Here is a 22995-nt window from a genome sequence, read left to right as displayed (position 1 = left end):
GCCCGCTCACCGCAGTTGCCGCACGGGTGCGGCCGGTTGCCGCTCGGCGACGACGCGTGCCATCGCGTCGCGGAACGCCCGGATCGCCGGGTGATGCGCGCGGCCGGTCCGGGCGGCGGTGTAGAGCGTGCGGCGTGGGTTGCCGGGTAAGGCGAACAGTTCGATCCCGCGGGGATCGCGGCCGGCGATGAGTGCGGGGACGAAGGCGAGGGCATGTCCGGTGCGGACGAGGTGGGCGTGCAGGATCGGGTCGGGGCCCTCGAACCGGATTCGCGGTTCGAAACCCGCGGCGTGACACATGCGTTGGGCCCAGTCCCCGGCAGAGGTGTCGGGCGGGTCGAGTGCCCACGGGACGTCGGCGAGTTCGGCGACCGTCTCCGGGGTGCACGCCCACGGTCCCTCGGCCGGGACGACGAGGTACATCGGGTCGTCGACGAGGTCGGCGCGATCGGCCCCGGGGCGGACCGGCTCGGGCAGCCCGGGGAACTCCTCACCGAGGATCACGTCGAACTCGTGTGAGAGCAGACCGCTGTAGGCGTCGTCGACCTCGCGCTGGATGATCTCGATCTGCAGTCGCGGGTACTCCGCGTCGAGCAGGGTGAGCACCGACGGTGCGATCTCGACGACGACGCTCTGGAACGACGCCACCCGCAGCGTGCCGTGCACCTCGGGCTGGGTGGCGGCGAGGTCGGCCTCGGCCTGTTCGAGCCGGGCCAGGATCGCATCGGTGTGCCCGACCAGGGTCAATGCGGCATCGGTGAGGCGCACCCCACGGCCGACGCGTTCGAGCAGGGGGACCCCGGCCTCGCGTTCCAGGAGCGACAGCTGCTGTGAGATGGCCGACGGCGTGTAGGAGAGCGCCTCGGCGACCTGCGCGAGGGTGCCACGCAGATGCAGCTCTCGCAGGATTCGCAGGCGCGGGACGCTGAGCATGGGATCTCCCGGATCGATGGCTGCCAAAAGATTAGTAGAACTTACTGGATATCGAAAGAAACGTGAACTGGACTGAGGTGATCTGTGGGCGGATGCTGGGACGGTGATGACGGGAGTGCGCCAGATGAGATCCGCCGGGGGTACCCGGCAGGCAGTGGCCCTCGTCGCCGGATCGTGTATCTCGCTGCAGTTCGGTGCCGGACTGGCGGCGAATCTCTTCCCCGCGCTCGGTTCCTGGGGTACCACGGTGCTGCGCCTGGCGATCTCGGGGATCGTGCTGTGTGCGGTGGCCCGGCCGCGGATCGGCGGCTGGACCCGGCCGCAGTGGCGGTCGGTGCTCGCGTTCGGCCTCGCGATGGCCCTGATGAACGGCTTCTTCTATGCCGCGATCGCCCGCATCCCGCTCGGTGTGGCCGTCTCCATCGAATTCCTCGGTCCCCTGGTGCTGGCGGCGGTGCTCTCGCGCCGGCGCGCCGATCTCGCATGGGTGGGCCTCGCCCTGCTGGCGATGACCCTGCTGGGTGTGGAGAGCGTCCTCGACACCGTCGGCCTCGACCTGGTCGGCGTCGGATTCGCGCTGGCCGCGGGCGCGGCATGGGCCGGCTACATCCTCACCAGTTCGGTTGTCGGAGAGCGTATTCAGGGCAGCGGGGGGCTTGCCGTCGCGGTGATGATCGCTGCGGTGGGAGTGCTGCCCGTCGGCCTACCGGGGCTGGTCCACGCCCACGTCGACGCCACGATCGTCCTGCTGGCGGTGGGGATGGCGGTGTTGTCGTCGGTGATCCCGTACACGCTCGAACTCGCTGCGCTGCGCCGGATTCCACGCCACGTCTTCGGCGTGCTGCTGAGTCTGGAACCGATGGCCGCAGCACTGGTGGGCTGGATGCTGCTCGGACAGGGGCTTCCCCCGATCCGGGCCACGGCCATCGTCCTGGTGATCTTCGCCAGCGTCGGTGCCACGCTGACGCAGGCGCGATCGTCGGCTCAGCTGGTGCGCCAGCGGGAGATCCGCGAGGAGTGCTCGGGCGACAGGTGTGCCAGCGGCTGCATCGACGCGGCCATCCCGAGCACGGATTCCAGTGGACTGGTGCGCGATTCCTGAAGCAGGCGCTTGGCCATCCGGAGTGCCTCGGACGGGTTCTTGGTGATCCGGTCGGCCAGTTCCCGTGCGGCGGCGAGCAACTCGTCATGGGGAACCACGAGGCTGACCATCCCCCACTCGAGGGCGGTGGCGGCGTCGACCCTGTCACCGGTGAAGGTCATCTCGGCGGCACGTGCATAGCCGACGGCGCGGGGCAGGAACCAGGTGCCGCCGTCGCCGGGGATCAGGCCGACCTGCACGAAGCTCTCGGCGAAGGACGCACGCTCGGAGGCGATCCGGATGTCGCACATCATCGCCAGGTCGCAGCCGGCTCCCACCGAGGCGCCGTTGACCGCCGCGATGATCGGCACCTCGAGTCGCGAGAACGCCCGCGGGATGCGCTGGATGCCGTCGACGTAGGCGCGGCGCTGCGCGCGCTCGTCGACGCCGAACATCCCGGTGCGATCGGCCATCTCCTTGACGTTGCCGCCGGCGGAGAAGATCTTGCCCGCGCCGGTGAGGACGATCGCCCGCACCTCGAGGTCGGCGTTCGCCGCGTCCACCGCCGCCTCGAAGGCCTTCACGAACTCCGTGCCGGTGATCGCATTGCCGACGTCGGGCGAGTTGATCGTCCAGACCTGGACCGGTCCGGAGGTGGCGATGTCGAGGGGGGTGTCCATGGCGTGGCCTTTCACGGTCGGTGCGGGGGACCTGCACCGACCGTAGCGGTGAGCCGGGCCACAGGTTCGGGCCGCCCCGCTCACACCGACGTGTGGGCTACCCCGCCCAGACCGAGCGGGCGCCTGAATCGCCGACCAGATAGATCATCACGATCGAGCCGATCGCCGTGACGATCACCCCGGCACCCAACACGATGCTCACGATGCGGGCGACTCCGGGTGAGACGGTGACCGGCAGGCGGGACATGATGGCCTCTTCGTGGAGCGCCCAGAACAGCACGATCGTGACGAACAGGGGAGCCACCCAGCCGATCATCATGCCGCCGAGTTCGGTGTGATGCTCCAGGTCGGGTGTCTTCGGGGTCACCTTCTCCAGGGCTTCGCCGGCCGAGGTGGTCAGTGGGGTGGCGATCATCGCCACGAGTGCGACCAGCGGGGTGAACCAGCCGAGCCGGCGGCGGGCGGCGGGCCAGAGGACCGCGAGCAGACCCAGGATCGCGGCGAGTGGGATCACGACCACGGTCAGATGCACGAAGAGCGGGTGAGCCGGGAGCCCGCGAATGGTGTCCATGGGCTGCAGTATCCGCGGCACGCGCTGAGGAGTTGCTGAAGTCGCCGATTTGCGTGGACCGGTGTCGTCCGGTTCGGCGCTCGCCGCCTATCGCCCGGGTCGACCGTCGTCGGCGTGCAGGACCTGCGCCTCGTAGGCGGCGCGGGTGTCCGATCCGCGGACCGCCTTGACCTGATTCGGCACCGCCACCCGCATCAGGAGATCCCGGACCCGTTGCGGCAGGACATGGGACACCCGCACCAGAGGGCCGACGTAGCCGGGCAGATTGACCTCGAACCGGGGGCGGCCGATCACCTTGACCACCGCGGTCGCGACGTCGGCGGGGGTGAGCATCGCCGCGGCACCGGTGGCGGTGCCCTTGGCGAGTTCGGTGTCGACGACGGTCGGCATGATCATCGACAACTCCACGCCGCTGCCCCGCAGTTCCTCGCGCACCGCGGTCAGATAGCCGAGCACGCCGTGCTTGCTGGCCGCGTACGAGGCCTCCCCGGGCGGGGCCAGTCGCGACGCCGCCGACGCCACGGTCACGATGTGGCCGCGGCCGCGGTGACGCATCCGGGGTGCGGCCAGCCGGACGCCGCGGATGACGCCGTGCAGATTGACCGCCAGCATCCGATCGGTGGCGGCGTCGGGTTCGGTGTCGAACGGGCCGACCCACATCACCCCGGCATTGTTGACCAGCACGTCGATCGGCCCCAGCTGTGCCTCGGTGGCGTCGAGGAATCCGCGGAACGAGTCGGTGTCGGTCACGTCGAGGGCGAAAGCGGCCACGTCACCGGGTAATTCGGTGGCGCTGCGTTCGGCGGCGGGCAGATCGCGGTCGCCGATCGCCACACGTGCACCTTCCGCTGCGAGTGCCGCGGCGATCTCGCGTCCGATGCCCTGCGCGCCGCCGGTGATGGCCACCACGCGCCCGGCGATGGGTTGTGTCGTCGTCATCCTGCCCCGCCTCCCCTAACTGACATGCCGTCATGTCAGATGATGTGTGATCAGTCTCGCACACCATGCAGGCCGCGGGCGACGACCGCCTCGAGGACTCGCTCCGACGCACGGTAGGGCTCGGTGTCCCGCGGCCAGTGCACGATCACGTCGGTGAAGCCGAGTTCGGCTGCGCGCCCGATCATCTCGTCGTACAGATCGACACTCTCGAATGCGGTGCCCGGCGACGTGTCCAGGCTGATGTAGCGGCGGAACCCCGCGGTGCGTCCGGCCGCCGACAACGCCTCGTCGAGCACCTCGCAGTTGCGGGCGATCCCGTCGAACCAGTCGTCGAGACCGTCGGCCGCGGTACCGGTGGTGACCCAGCCGTCGCCGGTACGGGCGGCGTAGCGCACCGACCGCGGTCCGTTCCCGGCGAGCAACAGCGGCACCCGGTCGCGGACCGAGCCGCCCACCAGCCGCATGTCCCGCGCCGAGTAGTAGGTGCCGTCGAAGTCGACGTGATCGTCGCGCAACGTGCGGTCGAGCAGGTCGGTGAACTCCTGCAGCCGGTCGACGCGCTGTTTGGGCGGGAGCCGGTCGGCGCCGAGGACGGTGTCGTCGGGGGTGCCACCCGCACCCAGGCCCACCAGCAGCCGGCCGTCGGAGATGTCGATCAGGGTCTGGATCTCCCGGGCGAACGACACCGGATGCCGGAAGTTCGGCGAGGCGACGAACGTGCCGAGCCCGATGGTCGAGGTGGCCGTGGCCGCCGCGGTCAGCGTCGGGACACAGGAGAACCACCGCGAGTCGGGCAGGCCGCCCCACACCAGATGGTCGTAGGTCCACACATGGTCGAAGCCCATCGCCTCCGCCCGCTCGTACAGCGGTCGCGACTGGCGCCAGGTCAGGTCCGGGAGTATGCAGATGCCGATACGCACCCGACGAGCCTATCCAGCCCGTTGTCGGAGGTGTGTGGTTGATTGGTCGGCATGGGGGACCGATGGCCGACGCAACAGGTGCTGGCGCTCGCGCCGGACGCGTCGTCGGCCGCGGCGGGCCGCAAACTCGGCTCACCGGTGCCGTGGAGTGACACCGGGGCCACCGATCGGGTGGTGTGGGGATCATGTGCGGGCAGCGGCAAGAAGCCCTATCAGGCGGTCGTCGAACTGTCGGGGCCCGCCTACACGTGCTCGTGTCCGTCGCGGAAGTTCCCCTGTAAACACGTCCTCGGTCTGCTGCTGTTGTGGAGCGAGGGCGGCGTCCCTGACGCGGGTGAACCCGCCGACCACGCCGCCGCATGGCTCGCCGGGCGCGCCGCACGAGCCGCCGCCACACCCTCAGCAGCGGCCGCGCCGAAGGACCCGGAGCGGGCGGCCAAGAATGCGGCCCAGCGCGCCGAACGCGTCACCACCGGTCTCGACGAACTGCGGATGTGGCTCGGTGACCAGGTCGGACACGGACTCGCGGGGCTCGAGGCCGATGCCTACGCCCGATTCGACGCCGTCGCCGCCCGCCTGGTGGACGCGCAGGTCCCCGGGATGGCCAATCGCGTCCGCCGGCTGCCCGCGGTGCTCTACGCACCCGACGACGCCACCGACTCCCGTGCCGACTGGCCGTCTCGGCTGCTGCAGGAGTTCGGCGCCCTGTGGTCGCTGGCCGCCGCCCACGACCGACTGCCCGGCCTCCCCGACGAACTCGCCGCCACGGTGCGTCGCCATATCGGCTACCCGGTGGCCAAGGCCGACGTGCTGGCCCGGCCCGCCGTCGTCGACGACTGGCTGGTGCTCGGCCGCCGGGACACCGAGGAAGACCACCTGCAGGCCCGGCGCACCTGGTTGCGCGGTGCCCACACCGGGCGCTTCGGTCTGATCCTCGACTACGCCCCGGCCGGCGGCACCCTCCCGGCCCGGCCACCCGTCGGCCAGGTGGGCCACGCCGCGCTGCACTTCTATCCGGGGGCGCCCGGCCATCGGTGCCTCCCGGCCGACACCGACCCGGCACCCGCACCCGACACCCCCGAATCGGCAGCGCAGGATGCGGAGATCGCGGAACCGGCCACCCCGGAGATCACCGGCACCGACCTCGCCACCGCCCGTCGTGTCCGGGCTGCGGCGGTGGCCGGTGATCCCTGGATGTCGGGGTTCCCGGTGATCATCACCGGACGGCTCGGCACCACCGCCGACGGGCTCCCCGCACTGATCGACCGCACCGGCGACGCCGTCGGGCTGCGCGACGGTGAAGGACTCTGGCCCCTGTTGCTCGCGGTGACCGAGGGGGACGAGGTGCAGGTCTTCGGGGAGCTCGGTGCGCGGGGACTCGATCCGCTCACGGTGCATCGCGCCGGGGTGGTGACCGGGCTGTGACGTACTGGGAGAACGTGGTGGCCGCGGCATTGGTCGGCGTCCACAACCGCAGCGTCGGCACCGATGACGCCGATCCGCTGATCGGGGAGCGGATCGCCGAGCACACCGCCGACCCGGTCCGCCGCACCCTCGACACCGCCGCACTCACCGCCGTGGCCCGGCTCGCATCGGGGCCCGCCGGTGTGCAGGCGCAACCGATCCCGGCGGCACCCACCGATCCGCGGCCGCCGGTCTCCCCGACGGCCTCGACCTACGTCCTGCATGCTTTCTCGTTGTCGCGGTGGATGATCGACTGGTGCCTGGATCTGCTGGCCACCTCCGGCCGACGACCCACGGGCGGGCTGCTCACCAGTCTGCTGGTGAGGACCGCCCGGGACGCCGAGCACCGCGCGGTGATCGCGACCATCGTCGGCCCCCGCGGGCGGTGGCTGGCGGATCTGGCGCCGGAACTCGGTGCGGTGCTTCCTCATCGGGTCGACGGGATCGGCGGGGCCGAGCCCGATCCGGGGGCCTGGCTCCACGGCGACCTGCCCACCCGCGTCGCCCATCTCACCGCACTGCGCCGACGCGACCCCGGCGCGGCACGCGAGTTGCTGGAGCAGAGCTGGCCGGCCGAACCCGGTGCCGAACGCGACGCCTTCATCGAGGTGTTCGCCCTCGCACCCACCGCCGACGACGAGGCATTCCTCGAGCACGCCCTCGACGACCGGCGCCGCGCCGTGCGCGCCGGTGCGGTCCGTGCCCTCGATGCGATCGAGGGATCGGCGCTCCGGCAGCGCATCTTCGCCGCCGCCGCACCGATGCTCACCGTCGAGAAACGGCGACTCGGCCGCCCCCGGCTGACGGTGCACCTGCCCGAACGACCCGATCCGGCACTCGTCCGCGACGGTGTCGACCCCACACCGCCGCGCGGTATCGGTGGGGCGTCGTGGACTCTGCGGCAACTGATCTCACGGATCGACCCCATCGAGTGGGAGACACACTTCGGGCGGGGTGCCGATGAACTCGTCGGCGGTGTCGACCCGGAGGAGAAGGCACTCGTCGCAGGCCTGTGCGCGGCCGCCGTCACCTACCGTGCCGCCGACTGGGCAGACGCCCTGATCGGGCACCCGGCCACCGAGTCCACGGAGGTCTTCGGTGCCGCCCACCCCGAACGGCTCCTCGACCACGTCGGCACACAGCACTACTCGAGGGTGCTCGCCGCCCTGCAGGCGTTGCCCACACCATGGCCGGACAAGCTGTGCCTCAAGGTGTTCGGCGATCTGATCCGCACCCTCGAGACCGAGCTGCGGGTGACCCCACCCAGCGCGGCCGTCGTCGACCTGCTCGCCGTGGCCCTACCCGCCACCGACCGCTGGCAACAGATCGTCGACGACGCCCGTGCCCGCGTCCCCGTCGCACCCCGGCAACTCGCCGTCCTGGGTGAAGCCCTCCGCATCCGTTCGATACTCACCAGGGAGCTGACGTGACCACCGACAACCTGCTGCGCCCGCACGCCGAGCAACTGTTCGCCGCCGAACTCGACGCCCTGGCCGTCGCCGACACCGGCACCCGCCCACCGAGCTGGAACCTCTCACCGTCGGCGGTGGTCACCTATCTGATCGGCGGCACGCTCGACGACGGCACCGAGATCACCCCCAAGTACATCGGGCCGCGCCGGCTCATGGAGATCGCCGTCGCCACCCTGGCCACCGACCGTGCACTCCTCCTGCTCGGCGTGCCCGGAACCGCCAAGACCTGGGTGTCCGAACACCTCGCCGCCGCGATCAGCGGCACCTCCACCCTGCTGGTGCAGGGCACCGCCGGAACCCCGGAGGAGGCCATCCGGTACGGCTGGAACTATGCGCGCCTGATCAGCGAGGGACCCAGCCGCGACGCGCTGGTCCCCTCCCCGGTGATGACCGCGATGGGCGAGGGCCGGATAGCCCGCATCGAAGAGCTCACCCGCATCCCGTCCGATGTCCAGGACGCGCTGATCACCGTGCTGTCGGAGAAGACGCTGCCCATCCCCGAACTGGCCGCCGAGGTGCAGGCCGCCAAGGGATTCAGCGTGATCGCCACCGCCAACGACCGCGACCGCGGCGTCAACGACCTCTCCTCGGCGCTGCGCCGCCGGTTCAACACCGTCGTCCTGCCACTGCCCGCGACCGCCGAGGAGGAGGTGGAGATCGTCACCTCCCGGGTGGCCGCCCTCGGCAAGTCGCTGGAACTGCCCGAACTGCCCACCGCCGCCGAGGAGATCCGCCGCGTGGTGACCGTGTTCCGCGAGCTGCGGTCGGGGGTCACCGAGGACGGCCGCGCCAAGGTCAAACAGCCCAGCGGCACGCTGTCCACCGCCGAGGCGATCTCGGTGATCACCCACGGGATCGTCATGGCGGCACATTTCGGGGACGGCACCCTGCGGCCCGCCGACGTCGCCGCCGGTATCCACGGCGCCGTCGTCAAGGACCCGTCGTCGGACTCAGTGGTGTGGACCGAATACCTCGAGGGCGTGGTGCGCGACCGCACCGACTGGGCCGACTTCTACCGCGCGGCACGCGGGGCGCTGCGCTGAGGTGGTGGCGATGACACCCCGCGTCCTCGGCATCCGCCACCACGGGCCCGGATCGGCGCGTGCGGTGATGGCCGAGCTCGACCGCCTGCGCCCGGACGCCGTGCTGATCGAGGGCCCCGCCGACGCCGACGCGCTGATCGCGACGGTCGCCGATCCCGATCTGCGTCCACCGGTGGCATTGCTCGCCTACGCCGCCGACGACCCCGGCACCGCGGCGTTCTGGCCGTTCGCCGAGTTCTCCCCGGAATGGCAGGCGCTGCGCTGGTCCGTGAGAGCCGGTGTGCCGGTACATTTCTGCGACCTGCCCGCCGCGCAGACGCTCGCCCATCGTGCCACGCCGCAACGCGACCCGGCCGAACCCGAACCCGCCGAACAGACCGACCTGTTCGACGAGCCCGCCGACGAGTCCGCCCGTATCGCCCGCGCCGACCCGATCGCCCTGCTCGCGTCGGCGGCCGGCTACGACGACCCGGAACGCTGGTGGGACGACGTCGTCGAAACACGCGGTGACAGCGGCGGTTTCGATGCGATCACCGAGGCGATGGGGGCGCTGCGCCAGGAGATCGGGGAGCTCGGTGAGGACGGCCACGACCTGCGCCGCGAAGCCCACATGCGCCAGATCCTGCGCAAGACGCTCAAACTGCCCGGGGTGGAACGGGTCGCGATCGTCTGTGGCGCCTGGCATGCGCCGGCGCTGGCCGGGAAACTGCCACCGGCCGCCCACGACGCGAAGCTGCTCAAGGGCATGCCCAAGCTGCGGACCAAGCTCGCCTGGGTGCCGTGGACCCATTCGCGGCTGGCCGGCGCGAGCGGATACGGCGCCGGGGTGATCTCGCCCGGCTGGTATCACCACCTGTTCACCACGTCCGACGACGTCGTCGTGCGCTGGCTGATCCACCAGGCCGATCTGTTGCGGGAGAAGGACATCGACGTCTCCTCGGCGCACATCATCGAGACCGTGCGCCTCGCCGAGACGCTCGCGGTGATGCGCCGCCGGCCACTCGCCGGACTCGCCGAGATCTCCGAGGCCACCCTTGCGGTGATGTGTCAGGGCGATTCGGGGCTCGCCGATCTCATGTACCGCGAGGCGGTGATCGGCGAACGGCTGGGTGAGGTGCCCGCCGACGCGCCGGTGGTGCCGCTGCAGGCCGATCTCACCGCGAGCGCCAGATCGGCCCGGCTCAAACAGGATCCGCGGGCCAAGGAGATCGACGTCGACCTCCGGCGGCCGGTCGATCGTGCGAAATCGGTGCTGCTGCACCGGCTGGGCATCATCGGCATCCCATGGGGTGTGGCCCGCGACGTCACCGGCAGCGGCACGTTCAAAGAGGGCTGGACCCTCACCTGGAAGCCCGAGTTCGTCGTCGAGGTGGTCATGGCGTCGGTGTGGGGGACCACCGTGACGGCGGCGGCCACCGCACGGATCACCGACCGGGCGGCGTCGGGTGCGTCCCTGGCGGAGATCACCGGGGCGCTCGAGGCGGCTCTGCTCGCCGATCTCGCCGAGGCGCTCCCCGCCGTGCTCACCGCGCTCGCCGACCGCGCCGCGATCGACCACGACGTCGAACACCTGATGGCGGCGCTGCCCGCACTGGGACGCGCCCGCCGTTACGGCGACGTCCGCGGCACCGACGTCACCGCACTCGGCACCGTCGCCTCGGCATTGCTGGTGCGGATCTGCGCGGGACTGCCCGCCGCGGTCACCGGCCTCGGCGACGACGCCGCCGCCGAACTGAGGACCCGCCTCGACGCCGTCCATGAGACCGTCGCCCTGCTCGATCCGGACGACCGCACCCGCTGGGTCATTGCGCTGACCGCACTCGCCGCACGCCACGATGTGAACGGCCTGCTGCTCGGCCGCGTCACCCGACTCCTGCTCGACGGCGGGCAGATCGCTGCCACCGAGGCCGCCGACCGGCTCACCTATGCCCTCTCCGGCGGCGCCACCCCGATCGCGAAAGCCCGGTGGATCGAAGGATTCCTCGGTGACGGCGGCCTGCTGCTGGTGCACGATCGTGAACTGCTCGGCATCCTCGACAACTGGCTCATCACCCTCGCCGAACGCGACTTCGTCGACGTCCTGCCGCTGCTGCGACGCACCTTCGGGGTGTTCGATCCGTCGGTGCGCCGCAACATCGGCGACCGGGTCGCCAACCTCGACGGCCGGGCCGCCCCGGCCACTCCGACCACCGCCTTCGACCGGGAACTGGCCGCCCCCGCGGTCGCCGTCGTCGCCGACCTGCTGGGACTGTCATGACCCGACCCGAGAACCCCGACACCCCCGTCGGCAGCACCAGCCGGGACACCGCCACTGACCGGGACACCACCGACCGGGACCGGCGCTGGCGGCTGGTCCTCGGTGCCGCCGCCGAGGACTCGCTGACGACCCTGTCCGGCGCCGACACCGCGATGGACGGCGCCCTCGGCAAGCTCTACGACCAGTCCGGTGATCGCCGTGGCGGACTGGGGAGATCGGCACCCGGTGTGGCCCGCTGGCTCGGCGACATCCGCGAGTACTTCCCGACCACCGTCGTGCAGGTGATGCAGCGTGACGCCGTCGAGCGGCTCAACCTGCATGCCCTGCTCGCCGAACCCGAGATGATCGACGCCGTCGAACCCGACATCGACATGGTCACCATGCTGATCGGTCTGGGCCGCGCGATCCCGGCCAAGTCCAAGGCGTCGGCGCGGGCGCTGGTCCGCAAGGTCGTCGACGAGGTGGAACGCCGCATCGCCGACCGCACCCGCAGCACCCTCGGGGCCGCCCTCGACCGGTCGGCGCGCACCCTCCGCCCGCGGCTGCACGACATCGACTGGAATGCCACGATCGCCCGCAACCTGCGCCACTACCTGCCCGAACAGAAGACCATCGTGCCCGAACGGCTCGTCGGCCGCGGGCGGCGCTCGCAGCGTGTCAGCAAGGACATCGTCATCGCCATCGACCAGTCCGGGTCGATGGCGGCGTCGATCGTCTACGCGTCGATCTTCGGGGCGGTGATCGCCACGATGCGCGCCATCCGCACATCGCTGGTGGTCTTCGACACCAGCGTCGTCGATCTCACCGACAAACTCGACGACCCGGTGGACGTGCTGTTCGGCACCACCCTCGGCGGCGGCACCGACATCAACCGTGCGATCGCCTACTGCCAGGGGCTCATCGACCGTCCCGACGATTCCATCTTCGTGCTCATCTCCGATCTGTACGAGGGCGGTGTGCGCGACGAGATGCTCAAACGGATCCACCAGATGCGCGACGACGGCGTGCAGGTGATCGTACTGCTCGCGCTGTCGGACGAGGGTGCGCCCGCCTTCGACCGGGAGATCGCCGGCGACCTCGCCGCGATGGGTGTCCCGGTGTTCGCCTGCACCCCGGATGCCTTCCCCGACCTGCTCGCCGTCGCGATCAGCCGGGGCGACATCGTCGGCTGGGCCGATGCCAACGAACTGTCCCGCCGCGGCATGGACGACTGACCGGCAGGGCCGATCGGCGTCACCTACCAGCCGGTTCGGGCCCCGGCGGCGCATGTCTCGCGCGACAATGAAGCCGCCGCATCGTCGCACCGGAAGGACCCGCAGATGTCCGAGTTGCCCGAGATCACCGACGAAGAGATGGATACCATGATCCCCATGGCCCGTCACTATTCGGTGGTCATCCTCCGTGAGGGCCCCGAGTACGGTTCGCCCGAGGCGAAGCCGATCATCTGGGAGCACGGCCGACGGAACTTCGCGCTGCGCGCCGCCGGTGCACTCGCGGTGGTGATGCCGGTCGAGGACGCCACCGATGTCTGCGGGGTGGGGATCTTCGACCGCTCCGTCGAGGAGACCACCGCACTGATGTCCGACGACCCGGGCGTCCAGGCCGGGGTGTTCACCTTCGACGTCCATCCTGCACGCGGCTTCCCGGGCGACTCGCTGCCCACCTGACCTGCGCTTTCGTCCCCGCCGACCCCCGCCCGTAGACTGGGCGGGCGTACCGAGCGGAGGAGAACGCGGATGACCGAGGACCTCGTGGTGCTCGTCGACCCCGCCGGACACCCCGTCGGAACCGCCGATCGCACCACCGTGCACACCACCGACACCCCACTTCACCTGGCCTTTTCATGCCATCTGGTGGACGGTGAGGGTCGTTTGCTGATGACCCGGCGGGCACTGGTCAAACGCACCTGGCCGGGGGTGTGGACCAACTCGTTCTGCGGACATCCGCGCCCTGGGGAGTCCTTCGACGACGCCGTGCACCGGTATGCGGTCCGCGAACTGGGCGTCGAGATCGCCGATCTCTGCTGCGTGCTGCCGGACTTCCGCTACCGCGCCGTCGATGCGAGCGGCGTGGTGGAGAACGAGGTGTGCCCGGTCTATCTGGCCCGGCCGGTCGGCACGGTGCGCCCCGACCCCGACGAGGTGATGGAGTTCGCGTGGACGCCGATCGCCGACATCTGGGCGGTGGCCGAGCACAGTCCGTGGTTGCTCAGCCCGTGGTTCGTCGATCAGGTCGACGCACTCGGTTCCGCCGAGGACCCGTACCGGGCGGCCACGCGGGAGAACTGATGGGACTGCGCAGGACCCGCGTCGATCACGCGCGGCCGGCCGACCGCTACGACGCGGTCGCCGATGCCAGTGCGGCGCTGGTCATCCGCTCCTACTCGTCGTCGTTCGGGCTGGCCAGCGGACTGCTCGCCCCGCAGATCCGCGGCGACGTCCGCAACATCTATGCACTCGTCCGCGTCGCCGACGAGATCGTCGACGCACCGCGGCCCGACCAGGACGCCGCCCAGCGTCGCCTGGCGCTCGACCATCTCGAGGCGCAGACCCTCGACGCCATCGGGTCCGGTGCCAGCACCAACCTGATCGTGCATGCCTTCGCCCGCACCGCACGTCGAACCGGGATCGACGGCTCCCTGATCACACCGTTCTTCGCGTCCATGCGCGCCGATCTCGACCCGCAACCGCATGACACCGCGAGCTTGCAGAGCTACATCCACGGGTCGGCCGAGGTGATCGGTCTGATGTGTCTGCGGGTGTTCGTCGCCGAACTGCCCGAGCCGGAGACCGTCTACCGTGAGCTGTCCGAGGGCGCCCGGCGGCTCGGGGCCGGATTCCAGAAGGTCAACTTCCTGCGTGATCTGGGTGTCGACGGAACCGACCTCGGGCGCGGCTATCTGGTGGATCTCGACCCGGCCGATCCCGACGAGGCGGTGTGGCGGGCCTGGCTCGACGACGTCGACGCCGACCTCGCCGCGGCCGCGACGATCATCCCGCGGCTGCCCGCCGACAGCCGGATCGCCGTGTGCGTGGCCCACGATCTGTTCGCCGAGCTGTCGGCGAGACTGCGGGCCACGCCGGCCCGGGTGGCCGCGCGCCGCCGGGTGCGGGTGTCGGGGCCGGTCAAACTGCGGATCGCAGCCCGTGTGGTGTTCCGTGGGGGGATGCCGGTCGAGAGTGTCGGTGGAGTCGGAAAACGATGAGTGACAACGGTTCTCGGGTAGCGATCATCGGTGGTGGGGTCGCGGGTCTGGCGACCGCGGCGCTGCTGGCCGAGGACGGTCACGACGTCGAGGTGTTCGAGAAGAACCCCGACCTCGGTGGTCGTACGGGCTCGTGGGAGCACGATGGATTCCGGTTCGACACCGGACCGTCGTGGTGGCTGATGCCCGAGGTGTTCGAGCACTTCTTCGCCTTGCTCGGCACCTCCGTCGCCGAGCAACTCGACCTGGTCACCCTCGACCCCGGATACCGGGTGTTCTTCGACGACGCCCCGCCGCTGACCGTGGCGGCCGGCGCCGAGGCCAACATTGCGATCTTCGATGGTCGGGAAGCCGGTGCAGGCCAAGCACTCTCGGACTATCTGGCATCGGCGCGGGACACCTACCGGATCGCCGTCGACCGCTTCCTCTACACCAACTTCGACACCCTCCGGTCATTCACCGCACCGGAGGTACTCGCCCACCTGCCGAAGCTGGCCGTACTGCTCGGCCGGAGCCTCGGTGCCTTCATCGCCGATCGTTTCGGCGACCCCGGCCTGCGGCAGGTACTCGGCTATCCCGCGGTCTTCCTCGGCTCCTCACCGGGGCGTGCCCCGGCGATGTACCACCTGATGAGCCACCTCGATCTCGAGGACGGAGTACGTTATCCCGCAGGTGGTTTCATCACCTTCACCGATGCACTGGAACGGCTTGCCCGCCGTCGTGGGGTCCGGATACACACCTCGGCGACGGTCCTGTCGATCGGCACACGGCGTCAGGAACGCCGGGGCCGGGTGCGATGGGGACGGGGGCCTTGGGGACGGGTGCCATGGGGACGGGGCGAGACGGTCAGCGGTGTGGACGTCCGGTTTGCCGACGGCACCTACCGTCGGGTCGACGCCGACATCGTGGTGGGTGCCGCCGACCTGCACCACCTCGAGACCCGCCTGCTGCCCAGGCATCTGCAGACCTACCCGCAGACATGGTGGGACCGGCACACCTCCGGGCCCGGTGCGGTGCTGGTGTTCCTCGGCGTCCGGGGCGAGCTACCGCAACTGGCCCACCATTCGCTGTTCTTCACCGACGACTGGGACACCAACTTCGACGCCATCTTCGGGTCGCCGACCCGCATCCCGGACCCGGCGTCGCTGTATGTGTGCCGGCCGTCGGCGACCGATGCGACCGTCGCCCCGGACGGCCACGAGAACCTGTTCGTGCTGATCCCGATGCCGGCGGATCCCTCCCTCGGGCACGGCGGGACGGACGGGACCGGGGCCGCGGCCGTCGAGCGGATCGCCGACGCCGCGATCGCCCGGATCGCCGACCGCGCAGGCATTCCCGACCTCGCCGAGCGAATCGTGGTGCGCCGCACCACCGGGCCGGCGGACTTCGTCGACGACGTCCACTCGTGGTCCGGCGGTGCCCTCGGTCCCGCACACACCCTGCGGCAGTCGGCGTTCTTCCGTGCCGACAACATCTCCCGCAAGGTCGACGGCCTGTTCTACGCCGGCAGCAGCACCCGTCCCGGCATCGGACTGCCGATGTGCCTGATCTCGGCGCAGCTGGTCCGGAAGCGGTTGCGCGGAGACACTTCTCCCGGCCCCGAGGTCATCTGATCCGGTCCAGGGTGAGCACCGCCAGGCGGGCGGTGGCTCGGGTCATCGCGACATAGCGGTCGACGGCGGCGGTGATCCCGGCGTTCTCGGCCGGACCGACCAGCACCACCAGGTCGAACTCGAGTCCCTTGGTCTGCTCCGGTGTCAGCGACCGCACCCGATCCGGTAGGGCGGTGGTGGGCACCGCATCGGCCGCCTCGGGTTCGACGATCACGCAGGCGGTTCCCTCCGGGTTGTCGGCGAGCCATCCGGTGAGGGTCGAATCCAGTTCGGCGACATGACCATAGGTCACCGGTATGTGTGAGCGCCGGATCGATGTGGGGATGTTGGCGTCCGGCAGCACCGCCCGGATCACCGGTGCGGCGACCTCCATGATCTCCTCCGGCGTGCGGTAGTTGACGTTCAGGCCGGCCAGGGTGATGTCGGACAGGCCGATCCGGGTGAGTCGCTGTGACCACGATTCGGTGAAGCCGTGGCGTGCCTGTGCCCGGTCCCCGACGATGGTCAGGCTGCGGGTGGGGCATCGGGAGACGAGCATCGCCCACTGCGCATCGGTGAGCTCCTGGGCCTCGTCGACGACGATGTGGGCGAAAGTCGCGTCGAGCGGATCCCGATGGGGCTCATCGATTCCCGACTCGTCCATCAGCACCTCCCGGAGATCCTCGCTGCGGAGCATCGACGCGAGACCCTCGCCGTCGTCGTAGGTGTGGGCGGCGAGCAGATCGTCGACCACCTGATCCATCTGGGCGCGTTGCGCGGCGAGCGCGGTCTCGCGTCGCCGGCGCTTGCGGGAGAAGTCCGGATCGCCGAGTCCGCGGCGTGCGAGGTCGAGGAACGGCAGGTCGGCGTCGGTCCACGGCGAACCCTCGGGACGCTCGAGGATGCGACGCCGGTCGGCAGGCAGTGCCGGCGCGCAGTACGCGAGAAAGGCGGGCACCGCCCACAGATCGGCGACGAGGGTCGGTCCGTCGAGGACCGGCCAGGACCGGGCGAAGGCCTTCCGCAGATCGGTGTTGCCGCTCACCGCCGCTGCCAGTTGCCCGACCCCCGAATCGATGTCGGCGTGCTTGTCGAGGACCGTCTGTACCAGGGCATCCCACACGTCCTCGCGGGTTTCGTTGTGGGGCACCGAGGGATCGGCGGCGTCGAAGGCCGCGGCCCACTCCGCCGGGGTGATGGTGACCTCGTCCCACGGGGTGTCGATGGTCGTCGGCGAGGCCGGTGGCTGCTGATAGAACCGGATCGCTGCGTCGATCGTCGTCAGCGGATCGAGGTGTGCCTTGAGACCGGCCACCGCGGAATCGGATTCGTCGACGGCATCGGCGCCCTCGGGAACCATGTCGCGCAGGGTGCACGTGCGGACGCCCTCCTCGCCGAGCGCCGGCAGAACGTCGGAGATGTAGGCGAGATACGGTTCGTGTGGTCCGACGACGAGCATCTGCCCCCGGTTCCCGCCGAGCCGGGGGTCGGCATAGAGAAGAGAGGCCGCACGGTGCAGGGCGACAACGGTTTTACCGGTTCCCGGGCCGCCGTCGACGATCAGCGCGCCGTGGCTGCCGGCCCGGATGATGGCATCCTGGTCGGCTGCGATGGTGCCGAGCACGTCCCGCATCCGGGGTGAGCGGGCCGCCTCGAGGCTTGCGATGAGAGCCGAATCGTCGTCAAGGGCCAGCCCGTCGGTGCGCTCGCCGAAGGCCTCGTCCCAGTAGTCGACGATCCGGCCGTGCGCCCACCGATACCGGCGGCGGCTGCCCAGACCCATCGATCGGGCGGCGGTGGCCGCGAAGAACGGTTCGGCCATCGGGGTGCGCCAGTCGACGAGCAACTGCCGACCGCCGGTGTCGGTCAGTCCGATTCGCCCGATGTAGACCGGCTCGGTGCCGTCGGCGGGGACGATCCGGCCCAGGCACAGATCCTGGCGGTGACGACGCAGCGACTGCAGCCGATCGGTGGTCTGGTGGATCTCCAGGTCGCGGTCGACGGCGCGCCGTCCGCCGCCACCGGCCTGCCTACGTAGCGCGGCGAGACGGTCCTCGAGTGAACGGATCGACGTGGCAAGGCAATCGGCGACGGCGGTGAGGTGACGGTCGTCGTCGGCGACGAGCTCGGGTGCGGTCTTGTGACCCAGGGAGTCGGGGAGGTCGAAGGTGCTGGTGGAACCGGGAGCGCCGGTGGCGCGCGAGATCATGGCGCCCATTGTGCGACGCCGACGGGCCCTTGCCGCAAGCCCCGGTCCTCGCGTTACAGTGAAAGGGGAAGATCAGTGGGAGTATTCGTCCATCTTCACGTCCCGCGCCGCCCACCACGCCGACAATGCTTGGACGACAACCGGAATCCCGAGCATCCCGAGTGCGATCGTCCACGACCCGGTGAGATCGTGGAGCGCGCCGGTGACGAACGGCCCGAGTGCGGCCAGGACATAGCCGATCGACTGCGACATCCCCGACACCTGCCCGGTCTGCTGGGGTGAGGAACTGCGCAGCACCATGAACAAGAGGACCAGGCTGATCGAGGATCCCGGGCCGACCAGCGTCAGGATGGTCCACAGCACCGGGACGTGACCGATGGTGAGCAGCCCGGTGAGTCCGACGGCGGTGAACGCCACCGCGACCAGGGTGATCACCCGCTGATCGGCGAACCGGCCGGCGATGATCGGCGCGATCAGCGAGGCGAACAGGGCCACCGTCTGCCCGATCGCGAGCACGGTGCCGGCGGCGGCCGCGGTGTGGCCCTCACTGATCAAATACGTGGGCAGCCAGGCGCTGAAGGTGTAGAAGATCAGCGACTGGGCGGCCATGAAGATGGTGATGGCCCAGGCGATCGGGTTGCGGTACAACGATCCTCGTCGCGCCACCGTCTCCGGTCGGTGCCGCGTCAGCTGCGGGAGCCAGCAGCATGCGGTGATCACGGCGAGGATCGCCCACGACGCGAGACTCATCCGCCAGTTGCCGTCGAATGCGTGGTTGATCGGCACGATCACCCCCACGGCCACCGCGGCACCACCCGACAGCGTCATCGAGTACAGGCCCGTCATCAGGCCGGAGCGGTGCGCGAAGTCGCGTTTGATCAGGGCGGGCAGCACGACATTGCAGATGCCGATCGCGATGCCGACCACCGCGGAGCCCAGGAACAGGCAGGCGGTGTCGGGGATCAGGCGCAGCAGGGAGCCGACGATCAGGAGCAGCAACGAGCCGAACACGGTCCGTTCGATCCCGAACCGGGCGGCCAGTGGTGGGGCGAGCGGTGAGACCAGGCCGAAGAACAACACCGGCAGGGTGGTCAGCATCCCGGCCATGGCGCTGCTGTAGCCCTCGTCGCGGGTGATCTCGTCGAGCAACGGCGACACCGCGACCACCGCGGGGCGCAGGTTGGCGGCGACGAGCATGATCGCCACCGCGGTGAAGACGGTGAACAGGCTGCTGCGACCCCCGGGGCCGGTGCCGGCGGTGATACCGGCGGCGGTGATGTCGGGCTCGGTGATGTCGGGGTGAGCGCGACCGGTGTCGGGGGAGTTGCCGGTGGCCGTCACCGGGCAGCGTCCCGCGCGGTGACGTCCAGGGCCGTCTCGAGGTAGCGGTGTACCGCGTCGCGGGCGCGGGCGGGGTCGGCGTCGGCGATGGCCTCGACCACGTCGTGGTGTCCGCGGGGGTGTCCGGTCCCGCTGGTCGCGTCGGCCAGATCGCGGTGGTTGCGCCGCATCACCTCGCCGATGCCGTCGTAGAGCTCGATCAGCAGAGGGTTGCGGGACGCCGTGACCACCGCACTGTGGAACTCGAGGTCGAGGAGCGCATACCGCTCGACGTCCCCGGCGTCGAGGGCCGCGACGGTGTCGGCGAGCAGGGCCTTCAGCCCGGTGACGGTGTCGGCGTCGGCGTGCTGTGCGGCCAGTGCCGCGGCTTCTGATTCGAGTGCGCGCCGGGTGGTGATCAGGTCGGTGATCTCGGGATCCGGGGTGCAGCGCGAGATGGCTCCGGCCAGTGGATTGCGTCCGCACACGTAGGTGCCGTCACCGCGGCGCGGGGCGAGCAGCCCGGCGTGTTCGAGGGCACGCACGGCCTCGCGGATGGTGTTGCGGCCGACGCCGAACAGCTCGACGAGTTCGGGTTCGGACGGGATGCGGGTCCCCATCGGCCACTGGCCGTCGCGGATCAGTTGACTCATCCGGTCGACGACGAGCGAGCTGGTCCGCGCGGGAGGGGTGATCAACGGCACCGAAAGAGCCTAACATCCCATGTTTACGCTCGCGGGTTCACGACCCGTCCTTGCGGTACTGCCGCAGGGTGGCCAGCTCGGCAGCGATCCGGTCGGCGTCCGGACCGTCGTGCCAGGTGGGGCGGTGATCGTGGGGTCGGTGGGCACGGGTGGCGATCCCCGCGAGATGGCCCAGCGGGATCGGGTGGGGGTCGCCGACCTTTCGGTGCGTGCGGTAGACGACGGCGGCGATGGGGACGACGACGAGAACGGTCAGGGCGATGGTCAGGGTGGCGGTGAATGCGGTGCTCATGACAGAAATCATCCGGGCGATAACTTTCTGCCACCAGTGGCAGTCACGCCAATATCCACAAAGTTTCTGCCATACTGGGTGGGTGTTGAAATCCATCGGTGTGCTCCTCCACGGCAACGTCGCACTCTTCGAGTTCGGCGTGCTCAGCGAGGTCTTCGGACTCGATCGCACCGACGACGGGGTACCGGCGTTCGATTTCCGCGTCGCGTCCCCGACTCCCGGGAACGCGCTGAACGTCGGCAACGGCGTGACCGTCGCCGCCCCCTACGCCCTCGAGGATTGTCGCGACGTCGACCTCGTGGCGATTCCGGGCGGAAGCATCGCGAACGACTATCCCGAGGAGATCCTCGAGACGATGCGGGCGGTCGTCGACAACGGTGGCCGAGTGCTCACCGTCTGCTCGGGTGCCTTCGTCGCCGGCGCCGCCGGACTCCTCGACGGTCGACGCTGCACGACGCACTGGCGTTACGGGGCGAGGCTGGCGCGGATGTATCCCCGCGCCGAGGTCGACACCGACGTCTTGTTCGTCGACGACGGGCCGGTCACCACCAGCGCGGGCACCGCGGCCGGGATCGACGCCTCGTTGCACCTGGTGCGCGAGGCGTGGGGACCGACTTTCGCCAACCGGATCGCCCGTCGTATGGTGGTGCCACCGCATCGTGACGGTGGCCAACGGCAATACGTCGACGCGCCGGTGCCCACCTGCACCGACGAGGGCTTCGGCGAACTGCTCGACTGGATGGTCGGCCATCTCGACGAGGACATCTCGGTGGACGATCTCGCCGTACGGATGCACATGTCGGGGCGGACCTTCGCCCGGCGCTTCGTCGACGAGGTGGGGCTGTCGCCGCGTCGCTGGCTCACCGAGCAGCGGGTGATGCAGTCGAAGAGTCTTCTCGAATCCACCGACATTCCGGTGGAAGAGGTGGCGCGTAAGGTGGGTTTCGCGTCGGCGACGCTGTTGCGTCATCACTTCCAGGCGTCGGTGGGTGTGGCGCCGCTGGTCTACCGGAAGCGGTTTGCGTCCGGGGCGGCCCGCGCCTGAGTGCGCTCTCCATGCAAAGGGGCATGAGATGTTCGAACTGTCCGATCTCGAGATCCCGGTCGTCGCCGCGCCGATGGCCGGTGGGCCCAGCACCACCGCTCTCGCCATCGCAGTGAATCATGCTGGCGGACTGGGCTTTCTGGCCGCAGGATATGCCGACCCCGGTGTGCTGGCGGGGCAGATCGCGGACGTCAGGATCGCCACCGGTGCGCCGTTCGGCGTCAACATCTTCGTCCCCGGACTCCCGGTCCGCGACCGTGTCGCAGTCCAGGAGTATCGGGAGTCGCTGCGGCCGTTGGCCGACCGGTACGGAATCGACCTGCCCGACATCGTCGAGGTGGACGACGACGGCTACCGCACGAAACTCGATCTGGTGATCGAGCATCGGGTGCCGGTGGTGTCGTTCACCTTCGGTCTGCCGTCCGCGGAGGATGTGGCTCGATTGCACGATGCCGGGATCTTCGTGGTGAGCACCGTCGCCGATCCCGACGACGCCGATCGGGCGGTGGCCCTGGGTGTCGACGCGCTGTGCGTACAGGGTGTGGAGGCCGGTGGCCACCGCGGGACGCTCGACCTCGATGCGGTGCCGAATACGACACCCACCGTGAGGTTGGTGCGAGAGGTGGTGGACCGCAGCGATGTTCCGGTGATCGCTGCCGGGGGGATCGGCGACGGTACGGCGATCATCGCCGCCTTGGCCGCGGGTGCGAGTGCGGTGCAATTGGGTACGGCTTTGCTCGACACCGACGAGGCGGGTACCAAGCCCACCCATCGCGCCGCCCTACGCGATCCGCGGTTCACCGAAACCGTTGTCACCCGCTGCTTCTCGGGGCGGTATGCCCAGGCGTTACGGAATCGGTTCACCGATACGTACTCGCCGTCGGCTCCCGCCGAGTATCCGGCGCTGCACCACCTGACCAGTCCGCTCCGCAAGGCCGCCGCCGCGGCAGACGACGCCGACGACCTGAATCTCTGGGCAGGGCACGCCTTCCGATCGGCGCCCACCGGACCGGCAGCCGAGGTGATCACGACCCTGTGGGCCGACGCCCGTAGGGGCTGACTGCTCGGGCGTCTCGGCGTCGCGGTGGTGGTTGCGCTGGCGAGTTCGGCCGGCGGAGGTTTCGACTCGACTCGTCGCTTCGCTCCTTGTCGGCTCAACCATCGTGGGGTGCCTGTTTTTTGGGGACCAATTGCCCTTGGCTGCAACATTATTCGATGGTTGAGCCGGGACCGAGCCGATAGGGGGCTGTTGCAAAATGGGGTGGCCA

General features: G+C 70.1%; 21 protein-coding genes. 12 read left to right on the top strand and 9 right to left on the bottom strand.

Annotated elements, in window-relative coordinates; translation table 11 throughout:
• Positions 1-6: 6 nt before the first annotated feature.
• Positions 7-933, bottom strand: a complete 927-nt coding sequence (locus tag GD1_RS15845; protein WP_059038159.1) for a LysR family transcriptional regulator — start codon at positions 931-933, stop codon at positions 7-9.
• 124 nt (positions 934-1057) lie between these two features.
• Here GD1_RS15845 and GD1_RS15840 point away from each other — a divergent pair, with 124 nt between their 5' ends.
• Complete coding sequence (locus GD1_RS15840; RefSeq protein ID WP_157079510.1) at positions 1058-2035, top strand: EamA family transporter; 978 nt, start codon at positions 1058-1060, stop codon at positions 2033-2035.
• On the opposite strand, the gene GD1_RS15835 is transcribed toward GD1_RS15840, so the two are convergent.
• The 4 genes from GD1_RS15835 to GD1_RS15820 all read right to left on the bottom strand — a co-directional run bounded on the left by GD1_RS15835 (position 1918) and on the right by GD1_RS15820 (position 5124).
• The gene (locus GD1_RS15835) at positions 1918-2694 is read right to left on the bottom strand and encodes a crotonase/enoyl-CoA hydratase family protein (RefSeq protein ID WP_059038157.1); all 777 of its coding nucleotides are present in this window, start codon (positions 2692-2694) and stop codon (positions 1918-1920) included. The two genes, GD1_RS15840 and GD1_RS15835, sit on opposite strands and share 118 nt — an antisense overlap.
• Before the next feature lie 97 nt (positions 2695-2791).
• On the bottom strand, positions 2792-3265 hold the full coding sequence (locus GD1_RS15830) for a DUF2231 domain-containing protein (RefSeq protein WP_059038155.1): 474 nt from the start codon (positions 3263-3265) through the stop codon (positions 2792-2794).
• An 87-nt stretch (positions 3266-3352) separates the two neighbouring features.
• The gene (locus tag GD1_RS15825) at positions 3353-4204 is read right to left on the bottom strand and encodes an SDR family oxidoreductase (RefSeq protein ID WP_059038154.1); all 852 of its coding nucleotides are present in this window, start codon (positions 4202-4204) and stop codon (positions 3353-3355) included.
• A 50-nt stretch (positions 4205-4254) separates the two neighbouring features.
• Positions 4255-5124, bottom strand: a complete 870-nt coding sequence (locus GD1_RS15820) for an LLM class flavin-dependent oxidoreductase (RefSeq protein ID WP_059038152.1) — start codon at positions 5122-5124, stop codon at positions 4255-4257.
• A 51-nt stretch (positions 5125-5175) separates the two neighbouring features.
• Between GD1_RS15820 and GD1_RS15815 the strand changes: the two genes are divergently transcribed.
• From GD1_RS15815 to crtI, 9 genes are all read left to right on the top strand, one after another.
• On the top strand, positions 5176-6549 hold the full coding sequence (locus GD1_RS15815; RefSeq protein ID WP_059038150.1) for an SWIM zinc finger family protein: 1374 nt from the start codon (positions 5176-5178) through the stop codon (positions 6547-6549).
• On the top strand, positions 6546-8018 hold the full coding sequence (locus GD1_RS15810; RefSeq protein WP_059038148.1) for a DUF5691 domain-containing protein: 1473 nt from the start codon (positions 6546-6548) through the stop codon (positions 8016-8018). The genes GD1_RS15815 and GD1_RS15810 overlap by 4 nt, the downstream gene beginning before the upstream one ends.
• Positions 8015-9103, top strand: coding sequence for an ATP-binding protein (locus tag GD1_RS15805; protein WP_059038146.1), 1089 nt, complete (start codon positions 8015-8017; stop codon positions 9101-9103). Before GD1_RS15810 ends, GD1_RS15805 begins: the two co-directional genes overlap by 4 nt.
• 10 nt (positions 9104-9113) lie before the next feature.
• Positions 9114-11360 (top strand): DUF5682 family protein, encoded by a 2247-nt coding sequence (locus tag GD1_RS15800; protein ID WP_059038144.1) that lies wholly within the window; start codon positions 9114-9116, stop codon positions 11358-11360.
• Positions 11357-12574: a VWA domain-containing protein gene (locus tag GD1_RS15795; RefSeq protein WP_083534265.1), complete on the top strand. Its 1218-nt coding sequence runs from the start codon at positions 11357-11359 to the stop codon at positions 12572-12574. Before GD1_RS15800 ends, GD1_RS15795 begins: the two co-directional genes overlap by 4 nt.
• A 105-nt stretch (positions 12575-12679) precedes the next feature.
• On the top strand, positions 12680-13027 hold the full coding sequence (locus GD1_RS15790) for a hypothetical protein (RefSeq protein ID WP_059038142.1): 348 nt from the start codon (positions 12680-12682) through the stop codon (positions 13025-13027).
• 69 nt (positions 13028-13096) lie between these two features.
• Positions 13097-13648: an isopentenyl-diphosphate Delta-isomerase gene (gene idi, locus GD1_RS15785; protein ID WP_059038141.1), complete on the top strand. Its 552-nt coding sequence runs from the start codon at positions 13097-13099 to the stop codon at positions 13646-13648.
• Complete coding sequence (locus GD1_RS15780) at positions 13648-14565, top strand: phytoene/squalene synthase family protein (RefSeq protein WP_059038139.1); 918 nt, start codon at positions 13648-13650, stop codon at positions 14563-14565. The genes idi and GD1_RS15780 overlap by 1 nt, the downstream gene beginning before the upstream one ends.
• Positions 14562-16178: a phytoene desaturase family protein gene (crtI, locus tag GD1_RS15775; RefSeq protein ID WP_059038137.1), complete on the top strand. Its 1617-nt coding sequence runs from the start codon at positions 14562-14564 to the stop codon at positions 16176-16178. Before GD1_RS15780 ends, crtI begins: the two co-directional genes overlap by 4 nt.
• Here the strand turns inward: crtI and helR are convergent.
• From helR to GD1_RS15755, 4 genes are all read right to left on the bottom strand, one after another.
• Entirely contained in the window at positions 16171-18366 is a 2196-nt protein-coding gene (helR, locus tag GD1_RS15770; protein ID WP_059038171.1) for an RNA polymerase recycling motor ATPase HelR, read from the bottom strand. The two genes, crtI and helR, sit on opposite strands and share 8 nt — an antisense overlap.
• 72 nt (positions 18367-18438) lie before the next feature.
• Positions 18439-19563, bottom strand: a complete 1125-nt coding sequence (locus tag GD1_RS15765; protein ID WP_082366068.1) for a CynX/NimT family MFS transporter — start codon at positions 19561-19563, stop codon at positions 18439-18441.
• Between the two features lie 140 nt (positions 19564-19703).
• Positions 19704-20390 carry a FadR/GntR family transcriptional regulator gene (locus GD1_RS15760; protein ID WP_261978073.1) on the bottom strand — a complete coding sequence of 229 codons (687 nt, stop codon included), beginning with the start codon at positions 20388-20390 and terminating at the stop codon, positions 19704-19706.
• 37 nt (positions 20391-20427) lie between these two features.
• Positions 20428-20682 (bottom strand): hypothetical protein, encoded by a 255-nt coding sequence (locus GD1_RS15755; protein ID WP_020790628.1) that lies wholly within the window; start codon positions 20680-20682, stop codon positions 20428-20430.
• Between the two features lie 82 nt (positions 20683-20764).
• On the opposite strand from GD1_RS15755, the gene GD1_RS15750 reads away from it, so the two are divergent.
• A complete protein-coding gene (locus GD1_RS15750; protein ID WP_059038135.1) occupies positions 20765-21727 on the top strand; it encodes a GlxA family transcriptional regulator in 963 nt (320 codons plus the stop codon).
• A 28-nt stretch (positions 21728-21755) separates the two neighbouring features.
• On the top strand, positions 21756-22787 hold the full coding sequence (locus GD1_RS15745; protein ID WP_059038133.1) for an NAD(P)H-dependent flavin oxidoreductase: 1032 nt from the start codon (positions 21756-21758) through the stop codon (positions 22785-22787).
• Positions 22788-22995: the final 208 nt, after the last annotated feature.

This window comes from Gordonia desulfuricans NBRC 100010 (genome assembly GCF_001485495.1).
GTDB lineage: Bacteria > Actinomycetota > Actinomycetes > Mycobacteriales > Mycobacteriaceae > Gordonia > Gordonia desulfuricans.
The sequence above is the reverse complement of the archived record's forward strand: the minus strand, read 5'-3'. Positions and strand labels throughout refer to the sequence as shown.